Annotated in this window: 24 protein-coding genes; 7 read left to right on the forward strand and 17 right to left on the reverse strand. The window is 38.8% G+C overall.

All coding sequences use genetic code 11. The annotated features are described in order from the left end of the window. The first annotated feature begins 136 nt into the window (after positions 1 to 136). The 4 genes from RM545_RS01110 (at position 137) to RM545_RS01125 (ending at position 4,056) form a co-directional block, all read left to right on the forward strand. Positions 137 to 823 (forward strand): TVP38/TMEM64 family protein, encoded by a 687-nt coding sequence (locus tag RM545_RS01110; protein WP_311493419.1) that lies wholly within the window; start codon positions 137 to 139, stop codon positions 821 to 823. A 69-nt stretch (positions 824 to 892) separates the two neighbouring features. Then, positions 893 to 1,567: a TIGR02117 family protein gene (locus RM545_RS01115; protein WP_311493420.1), complete on the forward strand. Its 675-nt coding sequence runs from the start codon at positions 893 to 895 to the stop codon at positions 1,565 to 1,567. 87 nt (positions 1,568 to 1,654) lie between these two features. After that, on the forward strand, positions 1,655 to 2,956 hold the full coding sequence (locus tag RM545_RS01120) for an erythromycin esterase family protein (RefSeq protein WP_311493421.1): 1,302 nt from the start codon (positions 1,655 to 1,657) through the stop codon (positions 2,954 to 2,956). Positions 2,957 to 2,997: 41 nt separating this feature from the next. Continuing rightward, complete coding sequence (locus RM545_RS01125; RefSeq protein WP_311493422.1) at positions 2,998 to 4,056, forward strand: class I fructose-bisphosphate aldolase; 1,059 nt, start codon at positions 2,998 to 3,000, stop codon at positions 4,054 to 4,056. Between the two features lie 123 nt (positions 4,057 to 4,179). Here RM545_RS01125 and rimO read toward each other — a convergent pair whose 3' ends face one another. The 14 genes from rimO to recR all read right to left on the reverse strand — a co-directional run bounded on the left by rimO (position 4,180) and on the right by recR (position 15,857). Then, on the reverse strand, positions 4,180 to 5,532 hold the full coding sequence (rimO, locus tag RM545_RS01130) for a 30S ribosomal protein S12 methylthiotransferase RimO (RefSeq protein WP_311493423.1): 1,353 nt from the start codon (positions 5,530 to 5,532) through the stop codon (positions 4,180 to 4,182). A gap of 124 nt (positions 5,533 to 5,656) precedes the next feature. After that, positions 5,657 to 5,932, reverse strand: coding sequence for a hypothetical protein (locus tag RM545_RS01135; RefSeq protein ID WP_311493424.1), 276 nt, complete (start codon positions 5,930 to 5,932; stop codon positions 5,657 to 5,659). Continuing rightward, positions 5,932 to 7,554, reverse strand: a complete 1,623-nt coding sequence (locus RM545_RS01140; protein WP_311493425.1) for an amidase family protein — start codon at positions 7,552 to 7,554, stop codon at positions 5,932 to 5,934. Before RM545_RS01140 ends, RM545_RS01135 begins: the two co-directional genes overlap by 1 nt. Positions 7,555 to 7,618: 64 nt before the next feature. Next, the gene (gene ftsY / locus RM545_RS01145; RefSeq protein WP_311493426.1) at positions 7,619 to 8,572 is read right to left on the reverse strand and encodes a signal recognition particle-docking protein FtsY; all 954 of its coding nucleotides are present in this window, start codon (positions 8,570 to 8,572) and stop codon (positions 7,619 to 7,621) included. A gap of 133 nt (positions 8,573 to 8,705) precedes the next feature. Then, on the reverse strand, positions 8,706 to 8,858 hold the full coding sequence (locus tag RM545_RS01150; RefSeq protein WP_311493427.1) for a DUF4295 domain-containing protein: 153 nt from the start codon (positions 8,856 to 8,858) through the stop codon (positions 8,706 to 8,708). A 7-nt stretch (positions 8,859 to 8,865) separates the two neighbouring features. Continuing rightward, a complete protein-coding gene (rpmG, locus tag RM545_RS01155; RefSeq protein ID WP_311484496.1) occupies positions 8,866 to 9,048 on the reverse strand; it encodes a 50S ribosomal protein L33 in 183 nt (60 codons plus the stop codon). A 25-nt stretch (positions 9,049 to 9,073) separates the two neighbouring features. Next, the gene (gene rpmB, locus RM545_RS01160; protein ID WP_311484497.1) at positions 9,074 to 9,313 is read right to left on the reverse strand and encodes a 50S ribosomal protein L28; all 240 of its coding nucleotides are present in this window, start codon (positions 9,311 to 9,313) and stop codon (positions 9,074 to 9,076) included. Positions 9,314 to 9,460: 147 nt separating this feature from the next. Beyond that, positions 9,461 to 10,711 carry a competence/damage-inducible protein A gene (locus RM545_RS01165; protein ID WP_311493428.1) on the reverse strand — a complete coding sequence of 417 codons (1,251 nt, stop codon included), beginning with the start codon at positions 10,709 to 10,711 and terminating at the stop codon, positions 9,461 to 9,463. Next, positions 10,711 to 11,049, reverse strand: a complete 339-nt coding sequence (locus RM545_RS01170; protein ID WP_311493429.1) for an Hpt domain-containing protein — start codon at positions 11,047 to 11,049, stop codon at positions 10,711 to 10,713. The genes RM545_RS01165 and RM545_RS01170 overlap by 1 nt, the downstream gene beginning before the upstream one ends. A 3-nt stretch (positions 11,050 to 11,052) precedes the next feature. Further along, a complete protein-coding gene (locus RM545_RS01175) occupies positions 11,053 to 11,667 on the reverse strand; it encodes a fumarylacetoacetate hydrolase family protein (protein WP_311493430.1) in 615 nt (204 codons plus the stop codon). 62 nt (positions 11,668 to 11,729) lie between these two features. Then, complete coding sequence (locus tag RM545_RS01180; RefSeq protein ID WP_311493431.1) at positions 11,730 to 12,503, reverse strand: exonuclease domain-containing protein; 774 nt, start codon at positions 12,501 to 12,503, stop codon at positions 11,730 to 11,732. A gap of 136 nt (positions 12,504 to 12,639) precedes the next feature. After that, positions 12,640 to 13,281 (reverse strand): fasciclin domain-containing protein, encoded by a 642-nt coding sequence (locus RM545_RS01185; RefSeq protein ID WP_311493432.1) that lies wholly within the window; start codon positions 13,279 to 13,281, stop codon positions 12,640 to 12,642. 398 nt (positions 13,282 to 13,679) lie between these two features. Next, positions 13,680 to 15,017: a dihydrolipoamide acetyltransferase family protein gene (locus RM545_RS01190; RefSeq protein WP_311493433.1), complete on the reverse strand. Its 1,338-nt coding sequence runs from the start codon at positions 15,015 to 15,017 to the stop codon at positions 13,680 to 13,682. A 222-nt stretch (positions 15,018 to 15,239) separates the two neighbouring features. Continuing rightward, the gene (recR, locus tag RM545_RS01195) at positions 15,240 to 15,857 is read right to left on the reverse strand and encodes a recombination mediator RecR (protein WP_311493434.1); all 618 of its coding nucleotides are present in this window, start codon (positions 15,855 to 15,857) and stop codon (positions 15,240 to 15,242) included. A 201-nt stretch (positions 15,858 to 16,058) separates the two neighbouring features. Here recR and RM545_RS01200 point away from each other — a divergent pair, with 201 nt between their 5' ends. Then, the gene (locus RM545_RS01200) at positions 16,059 to 17,504 is read left to right on the forward strand and encodes a sodium:solute symporter (protein WP_311493435.1); all 1,446 of its coding nucleotides are present in this window, start codon (positions 16,059 to 16,061) and stop codon (positions 17,502 to 17,504) included. Here the strand turns inward: RM545_RS01200 and RM545_RS01205 are convergent. Then, entirely contained in the window at positions 17,475 to 17,837 is a 363-nt protein-coding gene (locus RM545_RS01205) for a CoA-binding protein (RefSeq protein ID WP_311493436.1), read from the reverse strand. The genes RM545_RS01200 and RM545_RS01205 overlap by 30 nt on opposite strands. Before the next feature lie 299 nt (positions 17,838 to 18,136). Here RM545_RS01205 and RM545_RS01210 point away from each other — a divergent pair, with 299 nt between their 5' ends. Beyond that, complete coding sequence (locus RM545_RS01210; protein ID WP_311493437.1) at positions 18,137 to 20,494, forward strand: TonB-dependent receptor; 2,358 nt, start codon at positions 18,137 to 18,139, stop codon at positions 20,492 to 20,494. Between the two features lie 93 nt (positions 20,495 to 20,587). On the opposite strand, the gene RM545_RS01215 is transcribed toward RM545_RS01210, so the two are convergent. After that, complete coding sequence (locus tag RM545_RS01215) at positions 20,588 to 22,219, reverse strand: ABC-F family ATP-binding cassette domain-containing protein (RefSeq protein ID WP_311493439.1); 1,632 nt, start codon at positions 22,217 to 22,219, stop codon at positions 20,588 to 20,590. A gap of 170 nt (positions 22,220 to 22,389) precedes the next feature. On the opposite strand from RM545_RS01215, the gene RM545_RS01220 reads away from it, so the two are divergent. Further along, positions 22,390 to 23,802, forward strand: coding sequence for a TlpA family protein disulfide reductase (locus RM545_RS01220; RefSeq protein ID WP_311493440.1), 1,413 nt, complete (start codon positions 22,390 to 22,392; stop codon positions 23,800 to 23,802). A 76-nt stretch (positions 23,803 to 23,878) separates the two neighbouring features. Here RM545_RS01220 and fsa read toward each other — a convergent pair whose 3' ends face one another. Then, positions 23,879 to 24,535, reverse strand: a complete 657-nt coding sequence (gene fsa / locus RM545_RS01225) for a fructose-6-phosphate aldolase (protein WP_311493441.1) — start codon at positions 24,533 to 24,535, stop codon at positions 23,879 to 23,881. Positions 24,536 to 24,588: the final 53 nt, after the last annotated feature.

Here is a 24,588-nt window from a genome sequence, read left to right on the forward strand (position 1 = left end):
TTTTTTGCGGCACACTTTTTCTCAATTTTCTATAAGAAATATTTAACCCTAACTGTTAAGAATTTGCTGTATAAGTTCTCTACATAAGAAGTTTTATTATTTTTATGAAGACAACTTAGAATGTTCAGATTACAGATTGAAGAAATTCTCAAAATATTCCTCTTTTGCCCTTTCCGGATTTATTCTCGCCTGTCTCGTGGCTACATATTTCGTATTTCCGGCTTTTAAGGATTTTATAGATGAGACTGTAGATGTTATTTTAAGCGGAAATACTAAAGAAACGCGGTCATATTTTAAAGAATTTGGGGTCTGGGGTCCTCTAGCCATTATTGTATTCATTATTTTACAAATGTTCCTGATTGTTTTTCCTTCCTGGTTGCCTGTAATTGTTGCAGTAATGGCATACGGTTTTTGGCTGGGAGTCCTTATCTCGCTTACCGGGGTTATGCTCGCCTCTGCCATAGGATATTTTATCGGCATTAAATTACAGGTACTTTTAGAAGGAGTAGTTGGAGAAGACAAACTGGAAAAAATGGGTTTCTGGATTAATAATTACGCTTTTGGATCTGTCATCCTTTTCAGAATTTCTCCGTTACTCTCCAACGATTCCATCAGCTTTATTGCAGGAATGCTTAGAATGAAATTCAAGAAATTTATGTTGGCTACTTTCTGCGGAATGCTTCCCCTATCTATAGCCATTGGATATTTTTCTGAAGATATTTCAACTTTGGAAAATGGAATGTACTGGATTGGTGGCGTCGGAATTGTCGCTTACGGAATTTACATCTTTATAGATTACAGGAAACGCCGGAAAAAATCATAATGATAACCAGCAACAGCTTTTAATTGTTCTGAAAAGATCAGATTTCTACCCTAAAAATATTTCTTTCCTATGAAGAAATTTCTACGTTACCTGCGGAATGGCATTTTTATCTTTTTACTCCCATTCTTCATTTACCTGATACTGGCACTAATAGGAAGTATTATTCCGGTTAATAATAAGGAAACAAATAAGGAAAAGGAAATTCCTGTGTTTCTTATTTCCAACGGCGCACATACAGATTTGGCAGTTCCTATTCGATCTGATCTTTGGGATTGGAACAAAATTATAAAAGAAGAACATTTTGGCACTTCTCCCAAAGATTACCAGTACATTGGCTTTGGTTGGGGCGATCTGGAATTTTACAGGACTACCCCACAGTGGGAAGATCTTACTTTAAAGACCGCCTTTAATTCCCTTTTTCTGGATACACCGGCAGCATTACACGTGGAATTACATAGGGTAATACTTCAAAATGAAAATACAGTTGCATTGTCTATTACCAAAGAACAATATGCTGAACTTGTCGAATATTTCCACAATAGTTTTGAGCTGGATGAAAACGGAAATATTCGGCCCGTACCAAATCTTCATTACAACTCCCGTGATGCATTTTACTATGCCAAAGGTTCTTTAAATCCACTTAAGACCTGTAACACCTGGATAAATAGCGGACTTAAAAATTCCAAAATGAAAGCCTGTCTTTGGACACCCTTTACCCAAGGCATTTTTTACCAGTACCCTTAGACTTTTTATCATTTTTTTATAACTCCTCATTTCAATAGTCCTTTTTAATTTACTTAACTTCAGGAAACAACCTAAAAATGAAGTGCGATGATTTCTGTGAAGACCGATAATTCCGATTTAAAAAAGTATTACCATAACCTCCAAAATTCCGAAGACCTGGATCCTCTTCTGGACAGGATCGGGAACTCTAAATATGTACTTTTAGGTGAAGCCAGCCATGGCACCCATGAATATTACGCTTGGCGGGCGCAGATTTCGAAACGACTTATAGAAGAAAAAGGGTTTTCCTTTATTGCCGTTGAAGGTGACTGGCCCGACTGTTATAAAATCAATAAATGGATAAAAAATTATCCTAATTCCGGAGAAAATATCCAGGATGTATTGAAGGAGTTTAACCGCTGGCCCACCTGGATGTGGGCGAACTGGGAAATTGCCGCTTTTGCAACCTGGCTCAAAGACCATAACAGCAAAATTATTGACGAAAAGAAAATTGGATTTTATGGCCTGGATGTTTACAGTCTTTGGGATTCTATGGAGATCCTTGTTGATTATCTGGAGAAAGAAGATCCTGAGACCGCTAAGGTTGCGAGAAACGCTTTTCGGTGTTTTGAACCGTATAAAGAAAGAGATTCTTACGCATCTGTGTTTAAGTCGGCAAAAGAAGGCTGTAAAGCAGAAGTCGTAAAGCTTTTGAAAGAAGTGCGGCATAACGCCCATAGCTATAACACCGAAGAGGAAGCCGATCTAAATGCGGAAATAAATGCGCTTGTTATGGCTAATGCTGAAAAATATTATGAGTCTATGGCTGGTTTTGGGGATGACTCCTGGAATGTGCGCGACCGGCATATGGTGGAAACATTGAATACTTTGATGGATTACCACGATCCTGATGCAAAGGTGATCGTTTGGGAACATAACACCCATGTTGGGGATGCGCGTGCTACAGGAATGGCTGCCAGCGGACTACTAAACGTTGGGCAACTTGTGCGGGAACAGCATAACGATGAAGGCGTGGTGCTGGTAGGTTTTGGATCTTATTCAGGTTCGGTGATGGCCGGCAGTAGCTGGGGTGCTCCCATGCAGAAAATGAAAGTGCCAAAAGGAATTGAAGGAAGTCTGGAACGACAATTACATAAGTCTGATCCTGCCGATAAACTTATAATTTTTGATGAACATCCCGAACTAAAAGAAGCTTTTTCAGAAAAAATAGGCCATCGCGCAATAGGTGTCGTTTACCATCCCGACTGGGAAAGAGGCAATTATGTCCCCTCCCGTATGTCTGATCGTTACGATGCCTTCCTGTTTATTGACCAAACAGAAGCTTTGCACCCACTAAAAATAAAACCACAGGGTGACCTCACACCCGAGACTTATCCATTTGGAATATAAAAAATAACTAAAAGAATTCACGACAATAAACCAGAACAGCTATGAAAGAATTAAATGAAATAACAGAAATTTTAGGAGACGATGCTTCTTATTATCTCGACCACGTCAGCAAAAAAATTCCGAAGGAGCGCCTGCAAGTTCCGGGACCGGAAAGCGTGGATAATTTCAGGGAAAGCGACAGGAGTCCGCAGGTATTGAAAAATCTCGCTCAGCTCTACAACCACGGCAATTTGGGCGGAACGGGTTATATCAACATATTGCCTATCGATCAGGGAATCGAGCATTCCGCGGCGTTTTCGTTTTATAAAAATCAGGATTATTTTGATCCCGAAAACATCGTGAAGCTGGCTGTAGAAGCCGGTTGTAATGGTGTGGCATCCACTTTTGGTGCACTTGCCCTTCACTCCAGGAAGTACGCTCATAAAATTCCGTTTGTAGTGAAGATCAATCATAACGAGCTGCTTACTTACCCAAATAAGTACGACCAGATTTCCTATGGAACAGTAAAGGAAGCCTGGAATCTGGGAGCAACGGCCATTGGAGCCACTATTTACTTTGGATCAGAACAGAGTAACCGACAAATACAGGAAATTGCTGAAGCTTTTGAAGAAGCTCACCAATTAGGAATGGCAACTATCCTTTGGTGCTATACCCGTAACAGCGAATTTAAAACCGATAGCGACGACTACCACAGTGCAGCCGATCTTACAGGGCAGGCCAATCATATTGGTGTCACCATAAAAGCTGATATCATTAAACAGAAACTGCCTACCAATAACTATGGTTTTCGTGAAATCGACTTTGCCAAACATGACGAAGAAATGTACGAAAGCCTTACCACAGATCATCCAATTGATCTTTGCCGGCTTCAGGTCGCCAATTGTTATATGGGGAAAATCGGCTTGATAAATTCCGGAGGTGGTTCTAAAGGGGAATCAGATTATAAAGAGGCCGTGAGAACTGCAATTATCAACAAACGTGCAGGTGGCAGCGGACTCATTATGGGAAGAAAAGCCTTTCAGCGTCCTTTAAAAGAAGGTGTGGACATTCTGGAAAGTGTACAGAGTGTTTATCTGAACGATAAAATTACGGTGGCTTAAAATTTAAGTGGAGAGTGGAAAGTCCTTAGATTTCAGACCTGCAAGGTTTTAAAAACCTTGTAGGTTTTTTTGCATTTCCATTTAAACCTACAAGGACCAAAAAAGACCTTGCAGGAGAGAAACTTATACCGTTCTTACCTTAAGTTCCTTTCTGGAAGGTTTTTCAGCTTTTACGTTTACCGCTTCTCCGTATAAATCGAAGTCGGCAGCTTCAGTAATTTTAACTTCGTAGTATTCTGCTGTTTTAAGGTAAACTGAAGTAGCATCGATCAGAACCTCGTTATCAACATCTGGAGAATCAGATTCTGTACGACCTACATAGTAATTTCCTTCTTTACGATCGATAACTACTTTGAAGGTTTTACCTATTTTTTGCTGATTCAGTTCCCAGGAAATTTGTGACTGAATTTCCATGATTTCATTGGCGCGCTGCTGCTTTACTTCCTGCGGCACATCGTCTTCAAGATTATAGGCGTGCGTATTTTCTTCATGAGAATAGGTGAAACAGCCCAGACGTTCAAATCGCATCTCCTTTACCCATTCTTTTAACTCCTGAAAATGTTCTTCAGTTTCACCTGGATAACCTACAATAAGCGTTGTTCTTATTGCCATTTCCGGAACTCTGCTTCTGAATTCCTTCAGAAGATTTGTGGTTTTCTCATGAGTTGTTCCGCGTCGCATCGACTTCAGCAAATCATCAGAAATATGCTGCAAAGGAATATCGAGATAATTGCAAATTTTAGGCTCCCGCTTCATAACATCCAGAACATCCATCGGGAAACCGGTAGGAAACGCATAATGAAGACGGATCCATTCAATTCCCTCAACCTTAACAAGGTTTTCAAGAAGTTCAGCTAAATTTCGTTTTTTATAAAGATCGAGTCCGTAATAAGTAAGGTCCTGCGCGATAAGAATAAGCTCTTTTACTCCCTGCGCTGCAAGATTTTTAGCTTCGGTAACAAGATTTTCTATAGGAGTAGACTTGTGGCCACCCCGCATTAACGGAATTGCACAAAAAGAACATGGCCGGTCGCAACCTTCAGCAATCTTTAGGTAAGCGTAATTTTTTGGAGTTGTAGTCAATCGTTCACCAATAAGCTCATGTTTGTAATCGGCTTCCAGTGCTTTTAATAATCCCGGTAATTCTGTTGTTCCGAAATACTGATCTACATTGGGAATTTCATTTTGAAGGTCGGGTTTATAACGCTCACTCAAACATCCGGTTACAAAGACCTTATCTACCTCTCCCTGCTCCTTCTTTTCTACAAATTCAAGAATGGTGTTCACCGACTGCTCTTTGGCATTATCTATAAAACCACAGGTATTAATCACTACAATATTTCCCTCTTCCTCGTGCACTACGTCCTTTTTATTGGCACGCAGTTGCCCCATCAAAACTTCACTGTCGTAAACATTCTTACTACAGCCAAGTGTCACTACATTAATCCTGTTCTTCTTGATCGACTTCGTCCTCATACTCAAATTTTCTATTTATCTGCTTTTCTTAATTATCACGAATTCTGTGATTACTAACCTTTTAAAAGCGCGTGCAAAGATACAACCTAAAATTAGAAATAAAGATTCTTTAGAAGAATTGATGCTAACTGAAATATTGCTGAAGTTCCAACAGCCATTCGCTTTCATAATATCGTACAATAGATATAACTATCACACCAGCAATTACATACGCCCAGCTATATTTTTCAGTTTTCACCATATAAGCACCAATGGCTACAAAAATGGCATAGGGAATAGTAAGCACGAGATTTGGCAAAATCCATGCACCTCCAAAAATGGCAATTATCTTCATAATAATGTAGAAGACGCTATAGAAGAAAATAATTTTAGAAATTAAAACGAGGTTTCGTCTGGACATTAATCAGTGTAGTTTTCCGGAGAGATCCGGCGTTGGGAAACTGTTTCAAATTCTTTAGCCCATTCAAGAAGCTGCTGTTCTTCAAAAGGTTTTGCAAATATTGTGAGTCCGCGTGGAGCGCCATCTTCTCCATAGCCCATGGGAACGGTGATACCTGGATATTGCGCAACCGCGGCATAGCCGGCATGGTAATTATTTATCGAGATTACCGCATCCAGATTGTGTTCTTCCATAGGAACATCAAAAAATGCCCTTCCGTTAAGCCTGAGGGTGTCTTTAACGGCCGTAAATTCCTGCTCGGTGGCAGAATCCTTCATAATTCCTTCAAACAAAGATTGACCATATGGCGCTCTTGCGAGTGAATCCTGAGTATTATAGTGATAGACATCCTCTACATTGGCAACCTCTAATTCCCCTCCGTAATTCTGAAAGTAAGCCGGAAGGTCTTTCTTCATATCTAAATTAAGCAGTCGCAGAAAGTTTGGCAGTTCAATTTCTTCAGCTTTATAGATTATTACTTCTGCCCCTGCATTCTTGAGATCGTTTACAGCACGCACATAAAGCGAATCTTCCATCAAGCCTTCAATAGCACCAAATCTTTTCCCTTCCAAAGACGAATTTTCCAGCGGAGTATCATAATTTGAAATTACAGCGGTGTTTTGAGTCGTTGGATCTTCAGGATCCTGCCCTGTCATTGCTGAAAGTAGAATGGCATTATCCACCACAGATTTTGTGATAGGTCCCGGAGTATCGAGTGTGCTCGAAATTGGAATAATTCCGCTGCGGCTTAAAACACCGATTGTGGGCTTTAAACCTACCACAGAATTTTGACTGGAAGGTGACAAAATAGATCCTGAAGTTTCAGAACCTACTGCCACAGGAGCAAGATTTGCCGCTACAGCCACTGCGCTTCCCGAACTTGAGCCCCCGGTGTCCAGAATTTTTCTTCCGTAAGGATTTAGGGTTTGCCCACCAACTGCCGAATAGCCACTGGGACATTCTCCGCAGAAAAAATACGCCCATTCACTAAGATTAGCTTTTCCCAGGATCAATGCACCGTTTTCCTTCAGTTTTTCGACGATAAACGCATCGCCGGTTAAATTATTCTGAAGCGCTACCGCACCAGCTGTCGTAGGCATATCTTCAGTATTAATATTGTCTTTTAGAAGCACCGGAATACCGAAAATTGCATGTTTTTGACCTTCATTACTAGCCTGATCCTTTGCTCTGGCTTCTTTCAGAAGATTTGGGTTCAGGAAAATAACCGAATTTAAGGACCGGTTATTATTTCTGTCAAATTTCTGAATCCGTTTTAGGTAAAACAGTGCTAATTCTTCATAAGTAAGCGCTCCGGACAGTATTGCGTCCTGAATTTCAGGAATATTCTGATCAAAAATCAGTGGTTTTATTTCTGAATAACGCTCTTCAGAGAAATTTGCCAATTCTTCAGCAAAAGGAGCCATAAGAGAATCCTTATTGATAAATTTTGAGTCTAAAACTCTGTATTCCGGCTCTTCAGAAGCATTAACAGTATCCTGAACAGGCTGTTCAGCTTCATTTTTCTTATTATCTGCACAGGAAACTGCAAGAAAAGCTAAAAAAACTAAAATGATCTTTTTCATTAATTTCTGTCTAAATGCAAATTTAGCGGTACCTCAAAAATGGCAATTATCAACCTACTGTTATCTATTTAAAGAAAGAATCTACAAATTCGTACTTGTTGAAAACCTGCAAATCTTCTACTCCCTCTCCTACTCCAATATATTTAACCGGAATCTGAAACTGATCGCTGATTCCAATCACCACTCCGCCTTTTGCAGTTCCATCAAGTTTGGTAACTGCAAGTGAAGTAACCTCTGTAGCCGCCGTAAATTGCTTAGCCTGTTCAAAAGCATTTTGCCCTGTAGAACCATCCAGAACCAGCAAAACTTCGTGCGGAGCATCTGGAATTACCTTTTGCATCACACGTTTTACCTTAGAAAGCTCCTTCATAAGGTTTACTTTATTGTGCAATCTCCCGGCGGTATCGATTAGAACAACATCTGCATTCTGTTTAACGCCTTCCTGAACCGAATCGAACGCTACCGAAGCCGGATCGCTGCCCATACTTTGTTTTACAATAGGAACGCCGGTCCTGTCTGCCCAAATCTGGAGTTGGTCTATAGCTGCAGCCCTAAAAGTATCGGCCGCACCAAGGACAACTTTTTTCCCGGCACCCTTGAACTGATGCGCCAGTTTCCCGATAGTTGTCGTTTTTCCTACTCCGTTAACTCCCACCACCATAATTACGTAAGGCTTTGTATTTTCAGGCACATGAATTTCTGAAGCTTCACCGCTATTGGTTTCAGAAAGAAGACCGGCTATTTCTTCGCGCAGGATCTGGTTAAGTTCATCTGTCCCTAAATACCTGTCGCGGGCCACGCGCTCTTCTATTCTTTTTATAATTTTAATGGTCGTTGCCACACCAACATCGCTGCTCACCAAAACATCTTCCAGATCATCCAGCACCTCTTCATCTACCTTTGCTTTACCGGCAACGGCCTTACTCATTTTTGAGAAGAAATTACTTTTGGACTTTTCAAGTCCTTTATCCAGCGTTTCTTTCTTTTCCTTGGAAAAAATCTTCTTAAATAAACTCATTTCTTGATAGGTTTAGAATCACGAAATTCCGGAAGAAATTTCCAGAACATGAAGTGTAAATATAAACAAAAAGAAAAAGCCGTCCAGATGATATCGGGACGGCTTTTATTCTATACAATGGGAAAGTTTCCGATTATTTTTTATTCAAAAAATCGTTTACGTCCTCAGGAGCCATTATCGATTCAACAAATGTATAGGCACCTGTCTTTGGAGATTTAACCATTTTAATTGCTTTGGTTAACCTTTTTGTCCCTGTTTGGATTGATCCTACTGATTTCTTTGCCATGACTCAATTATTTAATTTCTTTATGAACAGTCATTTTCTTCAAGATAGGATTGAATTTCTTCAACTCTAATCTATCAGGGCTGTTCTTTTTATTTTTGGTTGTGATATATCTTGAGGTTCCAGGTTTTCCTGTTCCCTTGTGCTCTGTGCACTCTAATATAACCTGTACTCTATTACCTTTCTTTGCCATTTCGTTCTGTTTTTTTGCTTAGGACTTATTTCTTCATGAATCCTTTTTCTCTTGCCTCTTTAATTACAGCAGAGATGCCTTTTTTATTGATATTTTTAAGCGCAGATGTTGAAACTTTCAAAGTAACCCATCTATCCTCTTCAGGAATAAAAAAACGTTTTTTAACCAAATTGGCATTAAATTTACGCTTGGTCTTATTCATTGCATGAGAAACATTGTTCCCGACCATCGCCTTTTTACCTGTAAGTTCACAAACTCTTGACATTGCTCTATTCTTTAAACTCGTTATTTCAAAACAGGCTGCAAATTAACGATTTTTTTATGTAACTGACAACCTAAAATAAAAATTATTTAAAGGAATTATATTAGAAAAATTGCTACTGAAAAACTTCTTTTTAATTGCAATTCCTGCTTAAATTTTCGTTAATTCCCTTAAAATCAACTCAAAAGATTTATTTACGGTTTTCTGAACCACCTGCTCCCTGTTGTTTCCAAAAACAAATTTTTTCGAATATACACCAGTTGGGGTGGCGAGACCTATAAAAACAGTACCCACATCGGCATCACTTTCACCTTTTGTGGGACCGGCATTTCCTGTTGTTCCTATGGCATAATCAGATTTAAATATTTCTTTTGCATTCATTGCCATTTTCTCTGCAACTTCAGCGCTTACCACACTATATTTTTCAATTTCTTCTGAAGGCACATTCAGAATTTCTTTTTTTGCCTGGGTAGCATAAGAAACGATACTGCCTTTAAAGCAGGTAGAAGCTCCGGGATTAAGGGTAAACTGCGCTGCCAAAGCCCCGCCGGTACAACTCTCTGCAGCCGAAAGGAACTGATTTCTGGAAGAAAGGAGTTTGCTAATCGTCTCCTCAATATTATCATCTTCAGAAACCGAATCGGCAATTATATCTTCCAGTAAAGGATAGAGTTTCTCAAACTCCCTTTCTATAGAAAGTTTAAGTTCCTCTTCATTCTCACCCTTGCCGGAAAGTCGCAACCGCACAGTTCCCAGACCGGGCAGATACGCAAGTTTTATAGCTTTCGGCAGGTTATTTTCCCACTCTTCAATGCGCTCTGCCAGCGCACTTTCTCCCAGTCCATAAGTACGGATAGTTTTATGGTAAATATACGGCCGGTTGAACTCTTCTTTTAACCTGGGAATGATTTCCCGTTCCATTAGGGTCTTCATTTCAAAGGGAACTCCCGGAACAGCTATAAATACTGTCTTGTCCTTCTTTAGCCACAAACCTGGTGCAGTGCCGAATTTGTTATGTAAAACGGAAGCTTTTGAAGGGACCATGGCCTGTTCACGATTTAAATCGGAAACCTGGGCGTTTTCAATTTTTTCAAAAATTTTCTCGACATTCTTCAGAACATCTTCATTAAGCTCAAGGACATCATTAAAATATTCAGAAAGGCAATACTTTGTAAGATCGTCTTTGGTTGGACCAAGCCCTCCGGTGATAATTACCACCTCTGCCCTTGCCGCTGAATCCCTGAAGGTTTGAAGGATATGTTCTTTTTCATCCTGAATAGAAATTATCTGATGAACAGCTATTCCTATCTTATTTAGTTCCTGTGCGATATGTGCAGAGTTGGTATCGACGATTTGCCCGATAAGGATCTCGTCACCAATAGTTATTATTTCAGCAGTCATTAGAGGTCAAAATCTCGTTTTAAGGCGCTACTTGCAACATTTACTTTTTCAGAAATTATTGTCGCCGCTTCAGGAACTTCATCTTTCATTTTCCCTTCCTTGGACCAGGCTTCGATTACGCGAATCTGGTTCATCAAATTAAGGCCAAAAAGCTGAAGGTTAGGTTTCATTTTATGGGCGAATTGATAAGCAAGACCTGCATTACCATTAGCAATGGCTTCCTTCATTGCTTCTACATCTGGTGGAATTTCTTCCAGAAAAGTTTGCACCACGACTTTCATAAAATCTTCGTCCCCACCGGCCATTTCTTTAACTTCTTCCAGGTTATAGCTACTCATAGGTTATTTGATTTGGATTGAAAATATCTGTTCTTGTTCGATAAAACCTACTAGTCTATCATTGGTCTCCACTTTACCCACGCCTGCAGGGGTACCTGTAAAAAGAACATCCCCGATTTTAAGTGTAAAAAATGTGGAAACGTAGGCAATTAACTCATCAATTTTCCATAACATTAGAGAAGTATTGCCATTTTGAACAGTTTTCTCGTTTTTTAAAAGACTAAAGTTAAGATTATTTATATCTTTTATCTCTTTTTTTGGCAACCATTTCTCACCTATCACGGCTGCTCCATCAAAGGCTTTTGCTTTTTCCCAAGGCAATCCTTTGTTTTTTAGTTTCTGCTGTAGATCCCTTGCGGTAAAGTCTATCCCGAGGCCAATTTCATCATAATATTTATGCGCAAATTTCTCCTGAATATGTTTACCCACTTTTTTGATTTTTACCAAAACCTCAACTTCGTAATGAACATCATCAGAGAAATCCGGAATAAAAAAGGGCTGCTTTTTAAGTAAAATAGCAGTATCCGGCTTCTGAAAAATTACAGGGTCTTCCGGCTTTTCATTTTTCAATTCTGAGATATGATCGGTATAATTTCTTCCAATACAGATGATCTTCATATAATGACAATTATTGTATTTTCTTTAGTTTCAAAAAGAACTATTTTTCTAAATTGAAGAGCTTAGAGCTTGTTATTCAGCTTTCTTAACTTAATTGCGGTAAGGACTTTCTTAGTGTACAGTGGAAAGTCGGCATTTTGAATCCATCCAAAATATCCCGGTTCTTCTTCCAGCACTTTTTCTACTCCTTTTCCCTTGTACTTTCCAAAAGCAAAAATTTCCTGGCCTTTCTTATCGTAGGTAATAAATCCGGCAAAATCGGCAAATCGTCTTCTTGCGCTAAAGCCCGCCAACCACTTAATATCATTGGTCAAATCGTCATACTTATCGAGCTGGGATTTTAGAACCTCATAGGTAGCATTGGTATCTGCCTGAGCGCTGTGAGCATCTTCCAGATCTTTTCCGCAGTAAAACTGGTAAGCTGCAGAAAGGGTACGTTGTTCTTTTTTATGGAAAATCGTCTGTACATCTACCGCCAGCATATTTTTCATTTCAAAATCAACACCTACGCGCAATAACTCTTCAGCTAAAAGCGGAATATCAAACCTATTGGAATTGTATCCTCCCAGGTCGCAGCCTTTAATCATATCGTAAACTTGGTTTGCCAGCTCTTTAAAAGTAGGTTCGTTCGCCACTTTTTCATTAGAAATTCCGTGGATAGCGATTACTTCCTCGGGAATTTCCATCTCAGGATTTACCAGCCAGGTTTTACTTTCTTTGTTTCCGTTAGGAAAAATTTTAAGAATAGCAATTTCTACAATTCTGTCCTTAACCAGGTTAGTTCCTGTTGTTTCAAGATCAAAAAAACAAATAGGCTTGGTCAGATTTAATTCCATGAAAATATTTTTTTCAAAGATACTATAAAATGATTTTCTGGAAGTTTATTCAAAACCCAATTTGATAAAGGGCATGATATAAAAAGAGCCATGAAAAATTCATGGCTCCGTATCTAATTACCTGTAAGGTTATTTTTTATTCACTAAACACGTCTCTGGTAGGTTCTACTACTGAATTAACAACGTGAATAATTCCATTGGAAGCTTCAATATCTGACTTAATGACTTGTGCACCACCTATAGTGATTAAACTACCACCTGCTTCTGTATCAACTGTGATTTCTTCTTCTGAAGCCGTTTCTATTGCCTGAGAGCTGTTAAAATTAACGGCACTCACTTTGTTTGGTAAAGTATGACGTTGTATAAATCTTCCCAATTGTGCTCTATTTGAAGGATCGGTGAGCATGTTAAATTTCTCCAGTGGCATTTTCTGAAAAGCCTCATTTGTAGGAATAAACATGGTTACCGGCCCGGTGTAATCCAGCTTCATATCTACATTAGCCAATTTTGCCAGTGCTGCAAAAGTGGATAAGTTTTGGTCCATTCCCACAAGGGTCATTAGATCATAATCATCAGTGTCCACGCCACCAAACATATTATCATAATCCATATCTGCGGCTGGATAAGGAAGTTCTCCCAGAGTATTGGTAGTCCTACCCTGTTCATAATTACCGTCAGACATGCCTCCTGTACCCGAAGCACCTCCACATCCATAGAATGATGCACCAAGAACGGTTACAAGTGCCACTAAAATAGTTTTGAAAGAAATAGTTTTCATATTCTACAATTTTTAAGTTAATCTACTCTAAGATCTTTAGAGCTATTTTTTCATTTCCTTATTTAAGATACACAATAACCTTTATCCTAAATAGCTATAAAACATAAGTTTAACACCAAACAGAAAATTTTATTATTTCCTTAAAACCTGTAGAGATTTGAAACTTGTTTACGGAACGCAGTCTCTTTTCCAGAAAATTTTACTTTAAACAAAACACTTAGTAGTTTACAAGTGCTCTTTTGCGTTGTTCTACTGGAGTGAATTGTTGTGGTGGGCAGCATTTCACGAAATTATTATATGCCAATGTCCTTGTAAGCCACTAAAGTAAAGACTTGCCAATTATAAAACGAAAAAGCCGCAGAAAAATAACTGCGGCTTTTTAAAATTATGGTGTTTTTCTATATTTCCCTTTCCTTATCGAAATCTTCCAGGTACTGTGCAACCCGTTGGACGAACTGCCCTCCCAGAGCGCCATTTACCACGCGATGGTCATAACTGTGAGATAGGAACATCTTATGACGTATCCCTATAAAATCCCCATCTGGTGTTTCTATTACCGCAGGAACTTTTCTAATTGCTCCCAAAGCCAGGATTCCAACCTGCGGCTGATTTATAATGGGAGTACCCATAATGCTACCAAAAGTACCAACATTGGTAACTGTATAAGTTCCTCCCTGGATTTCATCCGGTTTTAATTTATTCATTTTTGCCCGGGATGCGAGATCATTAACCGCTTTGGCCATTCCAACCAGATTAAGCCTGTCGGCAGTTTTTATTACCGGAACAATAAGATTGCCATCAGGAAGTGCAGCGGCCATCCCGAGGTTGATGTTTTTCTTCTTAATTACTTTATCGCCGTCTAAAGAAATATTTATCAGTGGAAAATCACGAATAGCTTTAGCCACAGCTTCCATAAAAATTGGTGTAAACGTGAGCTTCTCACCTTCCCTTTTCAGAAATTCTTCTTTATGTTTATTTCTCCAGTTCCAGATATTGGTCACGTCAACTTCGATAAAAGACTGTACATGAGCCGCCTTTTGTACACTTTCTACCATATGGTGGGCAATCATTTTACCCATACGCGTCATTTCGATTATTTCGTCTTCTCCAGATCGTACCGCTGAGTCCTGCTTTGCTACCGCAGATTCCAATCCGGAAGTTTCTATTTTTTGCCCTTTAGAGGTCGGTTTAGATGCCGCCGTCTTGTTTGAACGATTTGCTAAATAGTCAAGAATATCATTTTTAGTTACCCTTTCGTCCTTACCGGTTCCATTTATTTGTTCCAGCTCTTCAAAGCTTATTCCTTCTTCCTTCGCTATGTTCCTCACGAGCGGCGAATAGAAACGAGAAGAATCAGAAAAATTACTTGCTGAAGTTACTTCCTTTGCCTTTTCAACACTGGCTTCCACCTCATTTATTAAAGCCTCTTCGTCCCGAACCTCACCCTCATCATCATCATTGTCGTCGAACAGATCTTCATCACCATCTATTTCACCTTCTGTTTCTATAATAGCTATGACCTGTCCAACCTGCACCACATCATCAACTTCAAACAGTTTTTCAACAAGCTTCCCTTCTACTTCACTGGGAACCTCACTATCTACTTTATCTGTCGCAATTTCGATTACCGGTTCATCTGCTTCAATGGTATCGCCAACTTCTTTTAACCAGCCGGTAATAGTCGCTTCCGCAACACTTTCGCCCATTTGAGGTAATTTAAGTTCGAATTTTGCCATATTTATATCTAAAAGATCGTTTTTATTGTTTCGTTTGCGAAATTAATCAAATTTAAGCTCTGCAAATATTAAAAAATCAATAAAATTGAAATGTACTGAAATTCTTCTTTTGAAAGAGAGTTTAACCTCTTCTGTAAATTTACGATTTCAAAGGCTGAATCTAAAATGTACTGCAGGTTTTCCGGAAGAGCTCTCGCTATTGAAAATCTCTGAAAAGTCAGCTTAACTTTTCATGGAGCTTTCAAAAGGCACTCTGTTGGTGATACTTCTCCCCAGGGTAACTTCATCTGCATATTCCAGTTCATCCCCAACAGAAATTCCCCGTGCAATTGTAGACGTTTTTATAGGTGTTACTTCCAGCTGCCTGAAAATGTAAAAATTTGTGGTGTCACCTTCCAGGGTGCTACTAAGGGCAAAAATTATTTCTTCAACCTTCCCTGCTTTTACCTTTTCGATCAAGGGCTTAATAGATAATTGTGAAGGCCCTATTCCGTCCATCGGACTAATTTTTCCTCCCAAAACGTGATATTGTCCGCGGTACTGCCCGGTGTTCTCAATAGCCATCACGTCCCGAATATCTTCTACCACACAAACAATTTCACTCATTCGATTGGGATTCGCACAAATTTCACAAAGCTCAGTATCGCTAATGTTGAAGCAATTTCTACAGAGCTTTATGTCTGAGCGCAGTTTTTTTAAAGCGGCAGCCAGTTGTTCAGTTTGCGATTCAGGTTGTTTTAGAAGGTGTAGCACCAAACGCAACGCAGTGCGCTTTCCTATACCAGGTAGCTGTGACATTTCGTCTACAGCCTGTTCCAGTAATTTTGAAGAAAAATCCATACTGCAAATTTATCATTTTTCTACTAAATTTTGGTTTGAAGCTTTATTTGGTTTTAAGAAGCATTCTCTCCTAAACGGACTTAAGACGAAGATCCTTTCTGCACGGGTACAATTTCTAATTTTCGCACAGTTGGTCTACCTCCAATCATCGGTTATTTCTAACATCTAAATTTGTAAATTCGTCGCCATAACATCTTTTCTATGCAGCCGTACCAGATTTTGCTCCTTATAGCCGGTTATTTTGGCGTTCTTATTTTAATATCTTATTTAACGGGACGTGGAGGTTCTAATGCAGAATTTTTTAAGGCTAACCGCCAGTCTCCATGGTACCTCGTAGCTTTTGGAATGATAGGAGCTTCACTTAGCGGAGTTACCTTTATCTCTATTCCCGGTACGGTAGAAACTCAGGCCTTCAGTTATTTTCAGGTGGTTTTGGGATATACAGTGGGTTATGCGGTAATCGGGCTGGTTCTCCTGCCTTTGTACTACAGGATGAACCTGACTTCAATTTACACGTATCTCGAGAATAGATTTGGCCAATATTCTTACAAAACAGGAGCTTCTTTTTTCCTCCTGTCCCGGGTTGTAGGTTCCAGTTTCAGGCTTTTCCTGGTAGCAAACGTGCTACAGCTTATCGTTTTTGATGCTATGGGAGTTCCGTTCTATATTACCGTATCAATAACAATTTTACTCATTTGGCTCTACACTTTTAAAAGCGGAATAAACACAATTGTATGGACAGATACCCTGCAGACTTTGTTTATGCTGCTTGCCCTGGGAATAACGATAGTGGTAATTTCTGAAGACCTCAACTTCTCGCCGTTCAACATTATTGGATATTTATCTGAAAGTGAATTTTCTAAAATGTTCTTCTTTGAAGACTGGAGAACCAGAGATTACTTTTTCAAACAATTTATTTCCGGGGCATTTATAGCCATTGTAATGACGGGACTGGACCAGGATATGATGCAGAAAAATCTTACCTGCCGGAATTTAAAGGATGCTCAAAAAAATATGTTCTGGTTCACGATGGTGCTCACTGTAGTTAATTTTTTCTTCCTGGCTCTTGGCGTGCTTCTAACAGATTATGCTGAAATTAACGGAATTACAGAGCGAAAGGATGATCTTTTTCCTGCCATCGCAACAAGCGGAGAATTAGGATTGGGTGTTGCTATCTTATTTATATTAGGGCTTATCGCGGCAGCCTATTCCAGTGCCGATAGCGCGTTAACTGCTCTAACCACTTCTTTTAGTATTGATATCCTGGATATTGAGAAAAAATATTCCGAAGAAAAACAGGTAAACATTAGAAAGCTGATTCACGTACTTATCTCAGTTTTGCTAATCCTTGTAATGCTCATCTTTAAATATGCCATTGCAGACAAAAGTGTGATTAACAAACTCTTTGAATTCGCAGGATATACCTATGGCCCATTATTAGGTTTATATACCTACGGACTTTTTACAAAATGGAATGTGAAAGATAAGCTTGTCCCTGTAGTTGCAATCCTTTCCCCCATCCTGTCCTATATTATAAGTATAAACAGCCTTGTTTGGTTTGGATTCGAGTTCGGATTTTTTATTCTGATCCTCAACGGATTGCTAACCTTTCTCGGGTTAATATTGGTTCGATCCAAGCATCACTAAAGTACAGCCAACTTCTACTTCTATATTATTTTTCCGAAGGAGATCGTACAATTCCCTGTTTTCTGTTCCGGGGTTAAAAATTACCCTTTCCGGATTAAGAGAAAGTATATAGTCGTAGTATTCAGGTTGTCTCTTTGAATTAATATACATGGTTATCGTGTCTATGTCTTCAAAAGGCAGCATCTCCTTTTCTATCTTTACTCCGGCTACTTCACCTTCCCGCAAACCAATAGCTACTGTTGGCTGTTTATAACCTACCAATCGATTAATGGCCATGTTAGAATATCTGCCGGGATTTGTAGAAGCTCCTATTACTAATGTTTTTTTCTTCATATCCTAAATTTAATATTTCCGCTAAACTGTAACAAGTTTTAAATTATAAAGTCTTTATAAATAGAACCGGTTCAAAGTTTCTGGTCAGCACTTTTTGATGGTTAGTGTTTGCACCAGGAATTTGTAAAGCCCACATTCTTTTATCGGGAATGTGGGTTTTTTAAAAAATATTGTAACAAAAGAATTTTTGCTTCGTCTTTATAGTATAGAAGGTTCTTTTTTCGCAGAAGCTCTCATCAAGCTAATATGTAATACAAGGTATTTTCTATAACATCATTAATCATCAAATCAATCAAAAAATGAAACAGTTATTTTTAATCATCACATTTTTTACTACAGTCGGCACGCTGGCTTTTAATGAGCCACTGGGAAAAATTTCAGGTTCTGTAATAGACAAAGATCTACAGGAACCTGTTCCTTATGCCACTGTAATCATCAATGATATGGAAGGCAACCTCGTCACCGGGATTACCACCGGGGACGATGGTAGCTTTACTGTAGAAAAAATTAAGGAAGGCAATTACCTGCTTAAAGTACAATTTATAGGTTATAGAACTTTCTCTCGCGAAATCACCATTTCCAGGGATCAAAGAATACTGGAGGTAGGGATAATTTCTCTTGAAGCTGAAGTCGCCCAACTAAACGATGTTACTGTGGTTGCTGAAAGAACTACCATTGAGCAACGCATAGACAGGAAAGTAATTAATGTTGGCAAAGATCTCATTACTACCGGTGCGAGCGCTTCAGAAATAATGAATAATATTCCTTCTGTAAATGTAGATCAGGATGGGAATATCGCACTTCGCGGAAATTCCAACGTACGGATATTAGTCGATGGGAAACCAACAAATATGGATCCCGCCCAACTTCTGAAGCAAATTCCATCAACGTCCATCAAAAGTATCGAGCTTATCACCAACCCTTCAGCAAAGTACAATCCTGAAGGCATGAGTGGAATTATAAATATCGTGCTTCACAAAAATGCAAATAACGGCTTCAACGGAAACCTGAACACCGGTGTAACTGCGGGCGAAAATGTGCGTTTTAATGGCTCGCTTGATATGAATTATCGAAAAGGGAAAATTAACGTGTATGGAAATGTCGGAACTAATTTTGGTCCAAGAGCCAATTTAGGACGTATTTACCTACCACAGGAAAATCTTCTACAGGCTTTTGATATTAAGAATGAAAGGGAATCTTACTTGTATAAAGTAGGAATGGACTTTTACCTGAACGACCAGAACACTTTGTCTTTCTATACCAATCAAAATTATTTTAACGGTGGCCCCGAAGGTGCTTTCAGGTTAATCTACAATGACAATCCAGAACCAAGCCTGGTGCAGAACCTGGATCTTAACTTCGACAATCTAAATGCGACCTACAACTTTGTATATGATCGAAAATTTGAAAAAGAAGGCCACGACCTTCAGGTAGAAATTAATTATAACGAATTTGACGAAGAGGAAAATTCCTTTTTTGACTATGAGGGAAACACTGATGGTTTCGTAGCCTATGAGGAGCTTGTGGAAGAAAAAAGAAACAACATCATTGGGAATCTGGATTATGTTAATCCTCTAAGTGCGCATTCAAAACTGGAGATGGGGATTGAAGCAAGAATTCTGGATACAGATAATGACTACCACACCACAAATCCAAACTTTAGCAATTCCACTTACCAATACAACCGGAATATCTATTCCTTTTATACAACGTATGGTCAAAATCATGATAAGTGGTCGTATCAGTTAGGCGCAAGGCTTGAAAATTTTCAGGTAGATGCAGTTTATATTGGAGAAAAAGTTTTTGAAGATGATTATTTCACGCTTTATCCTTCTGGGTTTTTAAACTATACTCCAGATGAGAGAAATACTTACCAGATTAGTTACAGCAGGCGTGTGGATCGTCCCGGATTCGACCAGGTAAACCCCATTAGGGAAGTTAGCAGCCCAAGGCTTACTGTTTCAGGTAATCCTGAGTTGGAACCGCAGTTCACCAATTCAGTTGAATTCAATTACACCCGAAAATTGACAAATAAAGGCAGCCTCTCTGGCGGAGTCTTTTTCAGAAATATTAATGATGAAATCAACCAGGTGCTGCTTGAGGATCCTAACGATCCTGGTTCTTTACTGATCCAATTTGACAATTTTGAAGATAATAATTCCTACGGACTTGAACTTTCAGCCAATTATAAATTCACCAGCTGGTGGAGTACCAACACAAGTTTTGAAGCCTACAGCCAGGAGTTAAAAGGAGTGGTTGGAACCGAGTATCTGGAAACTGACAACACCACCTTCCATTTCAGAACAAGTCATTCTTTTAAAGCCAGCGAAGCCTTAACCTTTCAATTATTCGGATTTTACCGCGGAAGAAATGAAAGCCTTCAAATGCTTATGAAGCCAATGTACTTTATGAACCTTGGTGGGAGATATTCTTTTCTTGACAACAAAGCAACCATCAGCCTGAATGTTAATGATGTATTTGATACGCAGGAATTCCAGTTTACTGACGGGAGACCTTTTCCGCAGGAAGGAAGGTTTAAGGGAGAGACACAAACCGTTTACGTGGGCTTCTCCTATAGATTTGGAGGCGGTAAAAACAGTGCTTTAAAACGTAAATCACGCGATGATAATGAAGCCGGCGGCGGCGGAATGTTCTAATATTTTTATTATTTGTTTGTTTAATTAGCCAACGAAAAAGCCCGAATCTCGTGATTCGGGCTTTTTCAATTCTCATCAATTATTAAAAGAAGTTTAAGCTTTTACTCCGTACATCTTTTCACGTTGTTCCTTAATCTTCTTATCACCCATATATTCATCAAAAGTAAGATAACGATCAATGGCTCCACCTGGAGTTAGCTCTATTATTCGATTAGCCACCGTTTGTGCAAACTCGTGATCATGAGTGGTGAACATCATGCTTCCTTTAAAATTCTTCAGGGAATTGTTAAAGGCTGTAATAGATTCCAGGTCCAGGTGGTTTGTCGGTTCGTCAAGCATAAGAACGTTAGCCCTCATCATCATCATCCGGCTTAACATACACCTTACTTTTTCCCCTCCAGATAATACACGACAGGTTTTTAATGCTTCTTCGCCACTAAAAAGCATTTTACCCAGGAAACCACGAATGTAAACTTCTTCTCTTTCTTCTTCAGTTTTAGCCCATTGCCTTAGCCAATCAACGAGCGTAAGATCATTATCAAAATACTCAGAGTTGTCCAGTGGTAAATAAGATTGATTGGTAGTAACACCCCAGGAATATTTTCCCTGAACCGCGTTCTGATTTCCGTTGATGATTTCATAAAATGCCGTTGTTGCTCTTGAGTCTCTGGAAAAAACAACGATTTTATCTCCTTTGGCCAAGTTCACGTTTACATCTTTAAAAATAACTTCACCTTCTATAGACGCCTCAAGACCTTCGATGTTTAAAATCTGATCCCCTGCTTCACGCTCTCTTTCAAAAATTATTGCAGGATACCTTCTGCTGGAAGGTTTAATTTCTTCAATATTTAATTTATCAATCATCTTTTTACGCGAAGTGGCTTGTTTTGATTTTGCCACGTTTGCACTAAAGCGCTGAATAAATTCCTGAAGTTCCTTTTTCTTCTCTTCTGCTTTTTTATTCTGCTGAGAGCGCTGTCTTGCTGCAAGCTGTGAAGATTCGTACCAGAAGGTGTAATTCCCACTGAAGTGATTTATTTTTCCGAAGTCAATATCTGAGATGTGCGTACATACAGAATCCAGGAAGTGACGGTCGTGAGAAACCACAATTACCGTATTGTCATAATTCGCAAGAAAATTTTCCAGCCAGGTTATAGCTTCATAATCCAGGTCGTTTGTAGGTTCATCCATAATCAACACATCGGGATTACCAAATAAAGCCTGTGCTAAAAGCACCCTCACCTTTTGCTGCCCCTCAAGGTCCTGCATAAGCGTATAGTGCGAATCGGTCTTAATACCCAAACTGGATAGTAAAGATGCCGCTTCACTTTCAGCATTCCAGCCATTCATTTCTTCGAACTCTGCCTGAAGCAATCCAACTTTCTCTCCATCTGCATCATTGAAATCTTCTTTAGCGTAGATCTCTTCCATTTCTGTTTTGATCTTGTAAAGAGGCTTGTTTCCTCTCATTACTGTTTCCAAAACGGGGTACTCATCGTATAGATTATGATTCTGCTCCAGTACAGACATACGTTTTCCTGATTCCAGATGTACATGACCGGAAGTAGGATCTGATTTTCCTGCAAGTATTTTTAGAAATGTGGATTTTCCGGCACCATTGGCACCAATAATTCCGTAGCAGTTCCCTTGTGTAAAAGTAGTATTTACCTCATCAAAGAGAATACGTTTACCAAACTGAACTGAAAGATTTGAAACTGAGAGCATAAGAATTTATTTGATCTAATTTTTTGCAAAAGTAGCCATTTATGTAATCTTCTGGAAACATTAACGTTTATATAAATCCTTTTAACTAGTGATTAACATTCGCAGCAGTAGTCTGCATCTATATTTGTTTACTGTTTTATTATCTACAATCTGAAGTCTTAGAGTCTTAGATGAAGTATCCCCAATCGCTAATTATATTTTCTGTGTTTCTTCTGTATGCCTGTAATCATTCTCAAGATTCTGGAGATAATATTTACATTGGCGGACAAATTGTGAATCCACATACTCATTATGTAATTCTGTCTCAAAATGAAAGGAACCTCGATACGTTGTTCCTGAATCAAAAGAACCAGTTTGGAAAGCAATATGAAAATCTGGAAGAAGGAATTTACACACTTAGACATAACCCGGAAGATCAGGTAATGTATGTTGAACCTGGGGATAGTGTACTCGTTTGGTTAAATACTTTACAGTTCGACAAATCTATGAACTTTAGTGGTGTAGGCTCTGCAAAGAGCAGCTTTCTCCTCGACATGCTTCTTAATAACCAGGAAAACAACAAATTAATATTATCCTACTATAAATTTAATCCCGAAAAATTTTCGCGGGTAACAGACTCTATCAGAGAACAGAGAAGGGAATTACTAGCTAATTTAAAAGACAAACACGATTTCTCTGAAAATTTTATTGATATTGCAAATACTGTAATTGATTATGAATACTACGACCTGAGAGAGCGATACACGTTTTTAATTAAAAAGTACAACACTCAATTTTCTGATGAGATTCCTGAAAACTTCCACAATTACAGAAGTAAAATTGACTTCAACAACGAAGCCTTACAGGATTATAAAGTCTACACTAATTTAATAGACAACTATCTACGCAGCAAGTCTATAGAGAACTGCAGAACAAGCGAAGGCCTGGACAGAAGTTGTTTTGAACTTGGAGACTACACTAATATAAGACGAAGAATTGTTCTAATTGATTCCCTCACCTCTCTTCCGTACATGAAAAATGATTTTCTGGACCGGCTCGTAACCCGTGGTATTATAATGTCGAAAAACCAGGATCGGGTAGATTCAATCCTAAATGTTCTGGACAACATAGATTACAGAAAAGAGAACGAGGCAAAAGATCTTGCAGAAATCCACACAAATTATTTCGAAGGAACATCGGTACAAAACAAAAAATTAATAAACACAGCGAGGGAGCAGGTGACTTATGATGACGTCATTACCAAACCTACGGTGGTTTTTATCTGGTCCATGTATGCACCTTCCCATTACAAATGGCAACACAACAATATTAAAACCCTCAGAAAAAAATATCCTGAGCTTAATTTTATTGGAGTTAATATCGACCAGAATGAAACGGAGAACTGGCTTCGGGTGATTTCAAACAATAACTATAATAAAGATTATGAATATCAAATTAGTAGCCGAGAAGTAAGTAAGGAAGTTTTCAGGAAATACATTCACAAAATCTTCTTTATTAATCCAAGAGGCATTATTGTGGATGGGGATGCAAAACTTTACAATCCAGATTTTGAAACAGAACTTCTTGAATTTCTAAATCAATAAAAAAACTATAAATAAATTAATAACAGAAAAGGCTGCCGATTGGCAGCCTTTTCTGTTATATAAAAACTCTTAAGTTCTATTGAACTCCTTTGTTATAATCAGCAAGGAATTTCTCCAGCCCGCTGTCTGTAAGAGGATGTTTTAGTAATCCTTCAATAGAAGAAAGAGGACCTGTCATCACATCTGCACCAAGCTTGGCACAATCAATCACGTGCATGGTATGTCTTACTGATGCAGCAAGTATTTCAGTTTCAAATCCATAGTTATCATAGATCAGTCTTATTTCAGCAATAAGATTAAGACCATTGGTAGAAATATCATCAAGTCTTCCAATAAAAGGAGAAACATAAGTTGCACCCGCTTTAGCAGCCAGCAAAGCCTGTCCTGCAGAAAATACCAGGGTACAGTTTGTTTTAATACCTTTATCGCTAAAGTATTTAATTGCTTTAACACCTTCCTTTATCATAGGAACTTTCACAATAATTTGATCGTGAAGAGCAGCAAGTTCTTCTCCTTCTTTTACTATTTCGTCAAAAGTTGTTGCGATAACCTCAGCACTAACATCACCCGTAACAATATCGCAAATCTTTTTGTAGTGCTCTATTATGTTTTGTTTACCTGTAATTCCCTCTTTCGCCATTAAAGAAGGATTGGTGGTAACCCCGTCCAAAACTCCTAATTCCTGAGCCTCTCTAATCTGATCAAGATTAGCTGTATCAATAAAAAACTTCATTTTCTTTTACTTTTTGGTTATTAATGATTTAGTCCGCCTCTCAAAGAATAATC

Origin of the sequence: Autumnicola lenta (genome assembly GCF_031846515.1) — a bacterium.
GTDB classification, from domain to species: Bacteria; Bacteroidota; Bacteroidia; order Flavobacteriales; family Flavobacteriaceae; genus Autumnicola; species Autumnicola lenta.

Excerpts from the sequence above, each read along its gene's own strand:
- RM545_RS01205 (WP_311493436.1), bottom strand. The coding sequence starts at position 17,837 with ATGAAGAAAAAAACATTAGTAATAGGAGCTTCTACAAATCCCGGCAGA.
- RM545_RS01120 (WP_311493421.1), top strand. The coding sequence starts at position 1,655 with ATGATTTCTGTGAAGACCGATAATTCCGATTTAAAAAAGTATTACCAT.
- RM545_RS01200 (WP_311493435.1), top strand. The coding sequence starts at position 16,059 with ATGCAGCCGTACCAGATTTTGCTCCTTATAGCCGGTTATTTTGGCGTT.
- fsa (WP_311493441.1), bottom strand. The coding sequence starts at position 24,535 with ATGAAGTTTTTTATTGATACAGCTAATCTTGATCAGATTAGAGAGGCT.
- RM545_RS01165 (WP_311493428.1), bottom strand. The coding sequence starts at position 10,711 with ATGACTGCTGAAATAATAACTATTGGTGACGAGATCCTTATCGGGCAA.
- RM545_RS01215 (WP_311493439.1), bottom strand. The coding sequence starts at position 22,219 with ATGCTCTCAGTTTCAAATCTTTCAGTTCAGTTTGGTAAACGTATTCTC.
- RM545_RS01190 (WP_311493433.1), bottom strand. The coding sequence starts at position 15,017 with ATGGCAAAATTCGAACTTAAATTACCTCAAATGGGCGAAAGTGTTGCG.
- rpmB (WP_311484497.1), bottom strand. The coding sequence starts at position 9,313 with ATGTCAAGAGTTTGTGAACTTACAGGTAAAAAGGCGATGGTCGGGAAC.
- RM545_RS01210 (WP_311493437.1), top strand. The coding sequence starts at position 18,137 with ATGAAACAGTTATTTTTAATCATCACATTTTTTACTACAGTCGGCACG.
- RM545_RS01220 (WP_311493440.1), top strand. The coding sequence starts at position 22,390 with ATGAAGTATCCCCAATCGCTAATTATATTTTCTGTGTTTCTTCTGTAT.
- RM545_RS01150 (WP_311493427.1), bottom strand. The coding sequence starts at position 8,858 with ATGGCAAAGAAATCAGTAGGATCAATCCAAACAGGGACAAAAAGGTTA.
- ftsY (WP_311493426.1), bottom strand. The coding sequence starts at position 8,572 with ATGAGTTTATTTAAGAAGATTTTTTCCAAGGAAAAGAAAGAAACGCTG.
- RM545_RS01125 (WP_311493422.1), top strand. The coding sequence starts at position 2,998 with ATGAAAGAATTAAATGAAATAACAGAAATTTTAGGAGACGATGCTTCT.
- RM545_RS01115 (WP_311493420.1), top strand. The coding sequence starts at position 893 with ATGAAGAAATTTCTACGTTACCTGCGGAATGGCATTTTTATCTTTTTA.
- rpmG (WP_311484496.1), bottom strand. The coding sequence starts at position 9,048 with ATGGCAAAGAAAGGTAATAGAGTACAGGTTATATTAGAGTGCACAGAG.
- RM545_RS01135 (WP_311493424.1), bottom strand. The coding sequence starts at position 5,932 with ATGTCCAGACGAAACCTCGTTTTAATTTCTAAAATTATTTTCTTCTAT.
- RM545_RS01140 (WP_311493425.1), bottom strand. The coding sequence starts at position 7,554 with ATGAAAAAGATCATTTTAGTTTTTTTAGCTTTTCTTGCAGTTTCCTGT.
- RM545_RS01180 (WP_311493431.1), bottom strand. The coding sequence starts at position 12,503 with ATGGAATTAAATCTGACCAAGCCTATTTGTTTTTTTGATCTTGAAACA.
- RM545_RS01175 (WP_311493430.1), bottom strand. The coding sequence starts at position 11,667 with ATGAAGATCATCTGTATTGGAAGAAATTATACCGATCATATCTCAGAA.
- recR (WP_311493434.1), bottom strand. The coding sequence starts at position 15,857 with ATGGATTTTTCTTCAAAATTACTGGAACAGGCTGTAGACGAAATGTCA.
- rimO (WP_311493423.1), bottom strand. The coding sequence starts at position 5,532 with ATGAGGACGAAGTCGATCAAGAAGAACAGGATTAATGTAGTGACACTT.
- RM545_RS01170 (WP_311493429.1), bottom strand. The coding sequence starts at position 11,049 with ATGAGTAGCTATAACCTGGAAGAAGTTAAAGAAATGGCCGGTGGGGAC.
- RM545_RS01185 (WP_311493432.1), bottom strand. The coding sequence starts at position 13,281 with ATGAAAACTATTTCTTTCAAAACTATTTTAGTGGCACTTGTAACCGTT.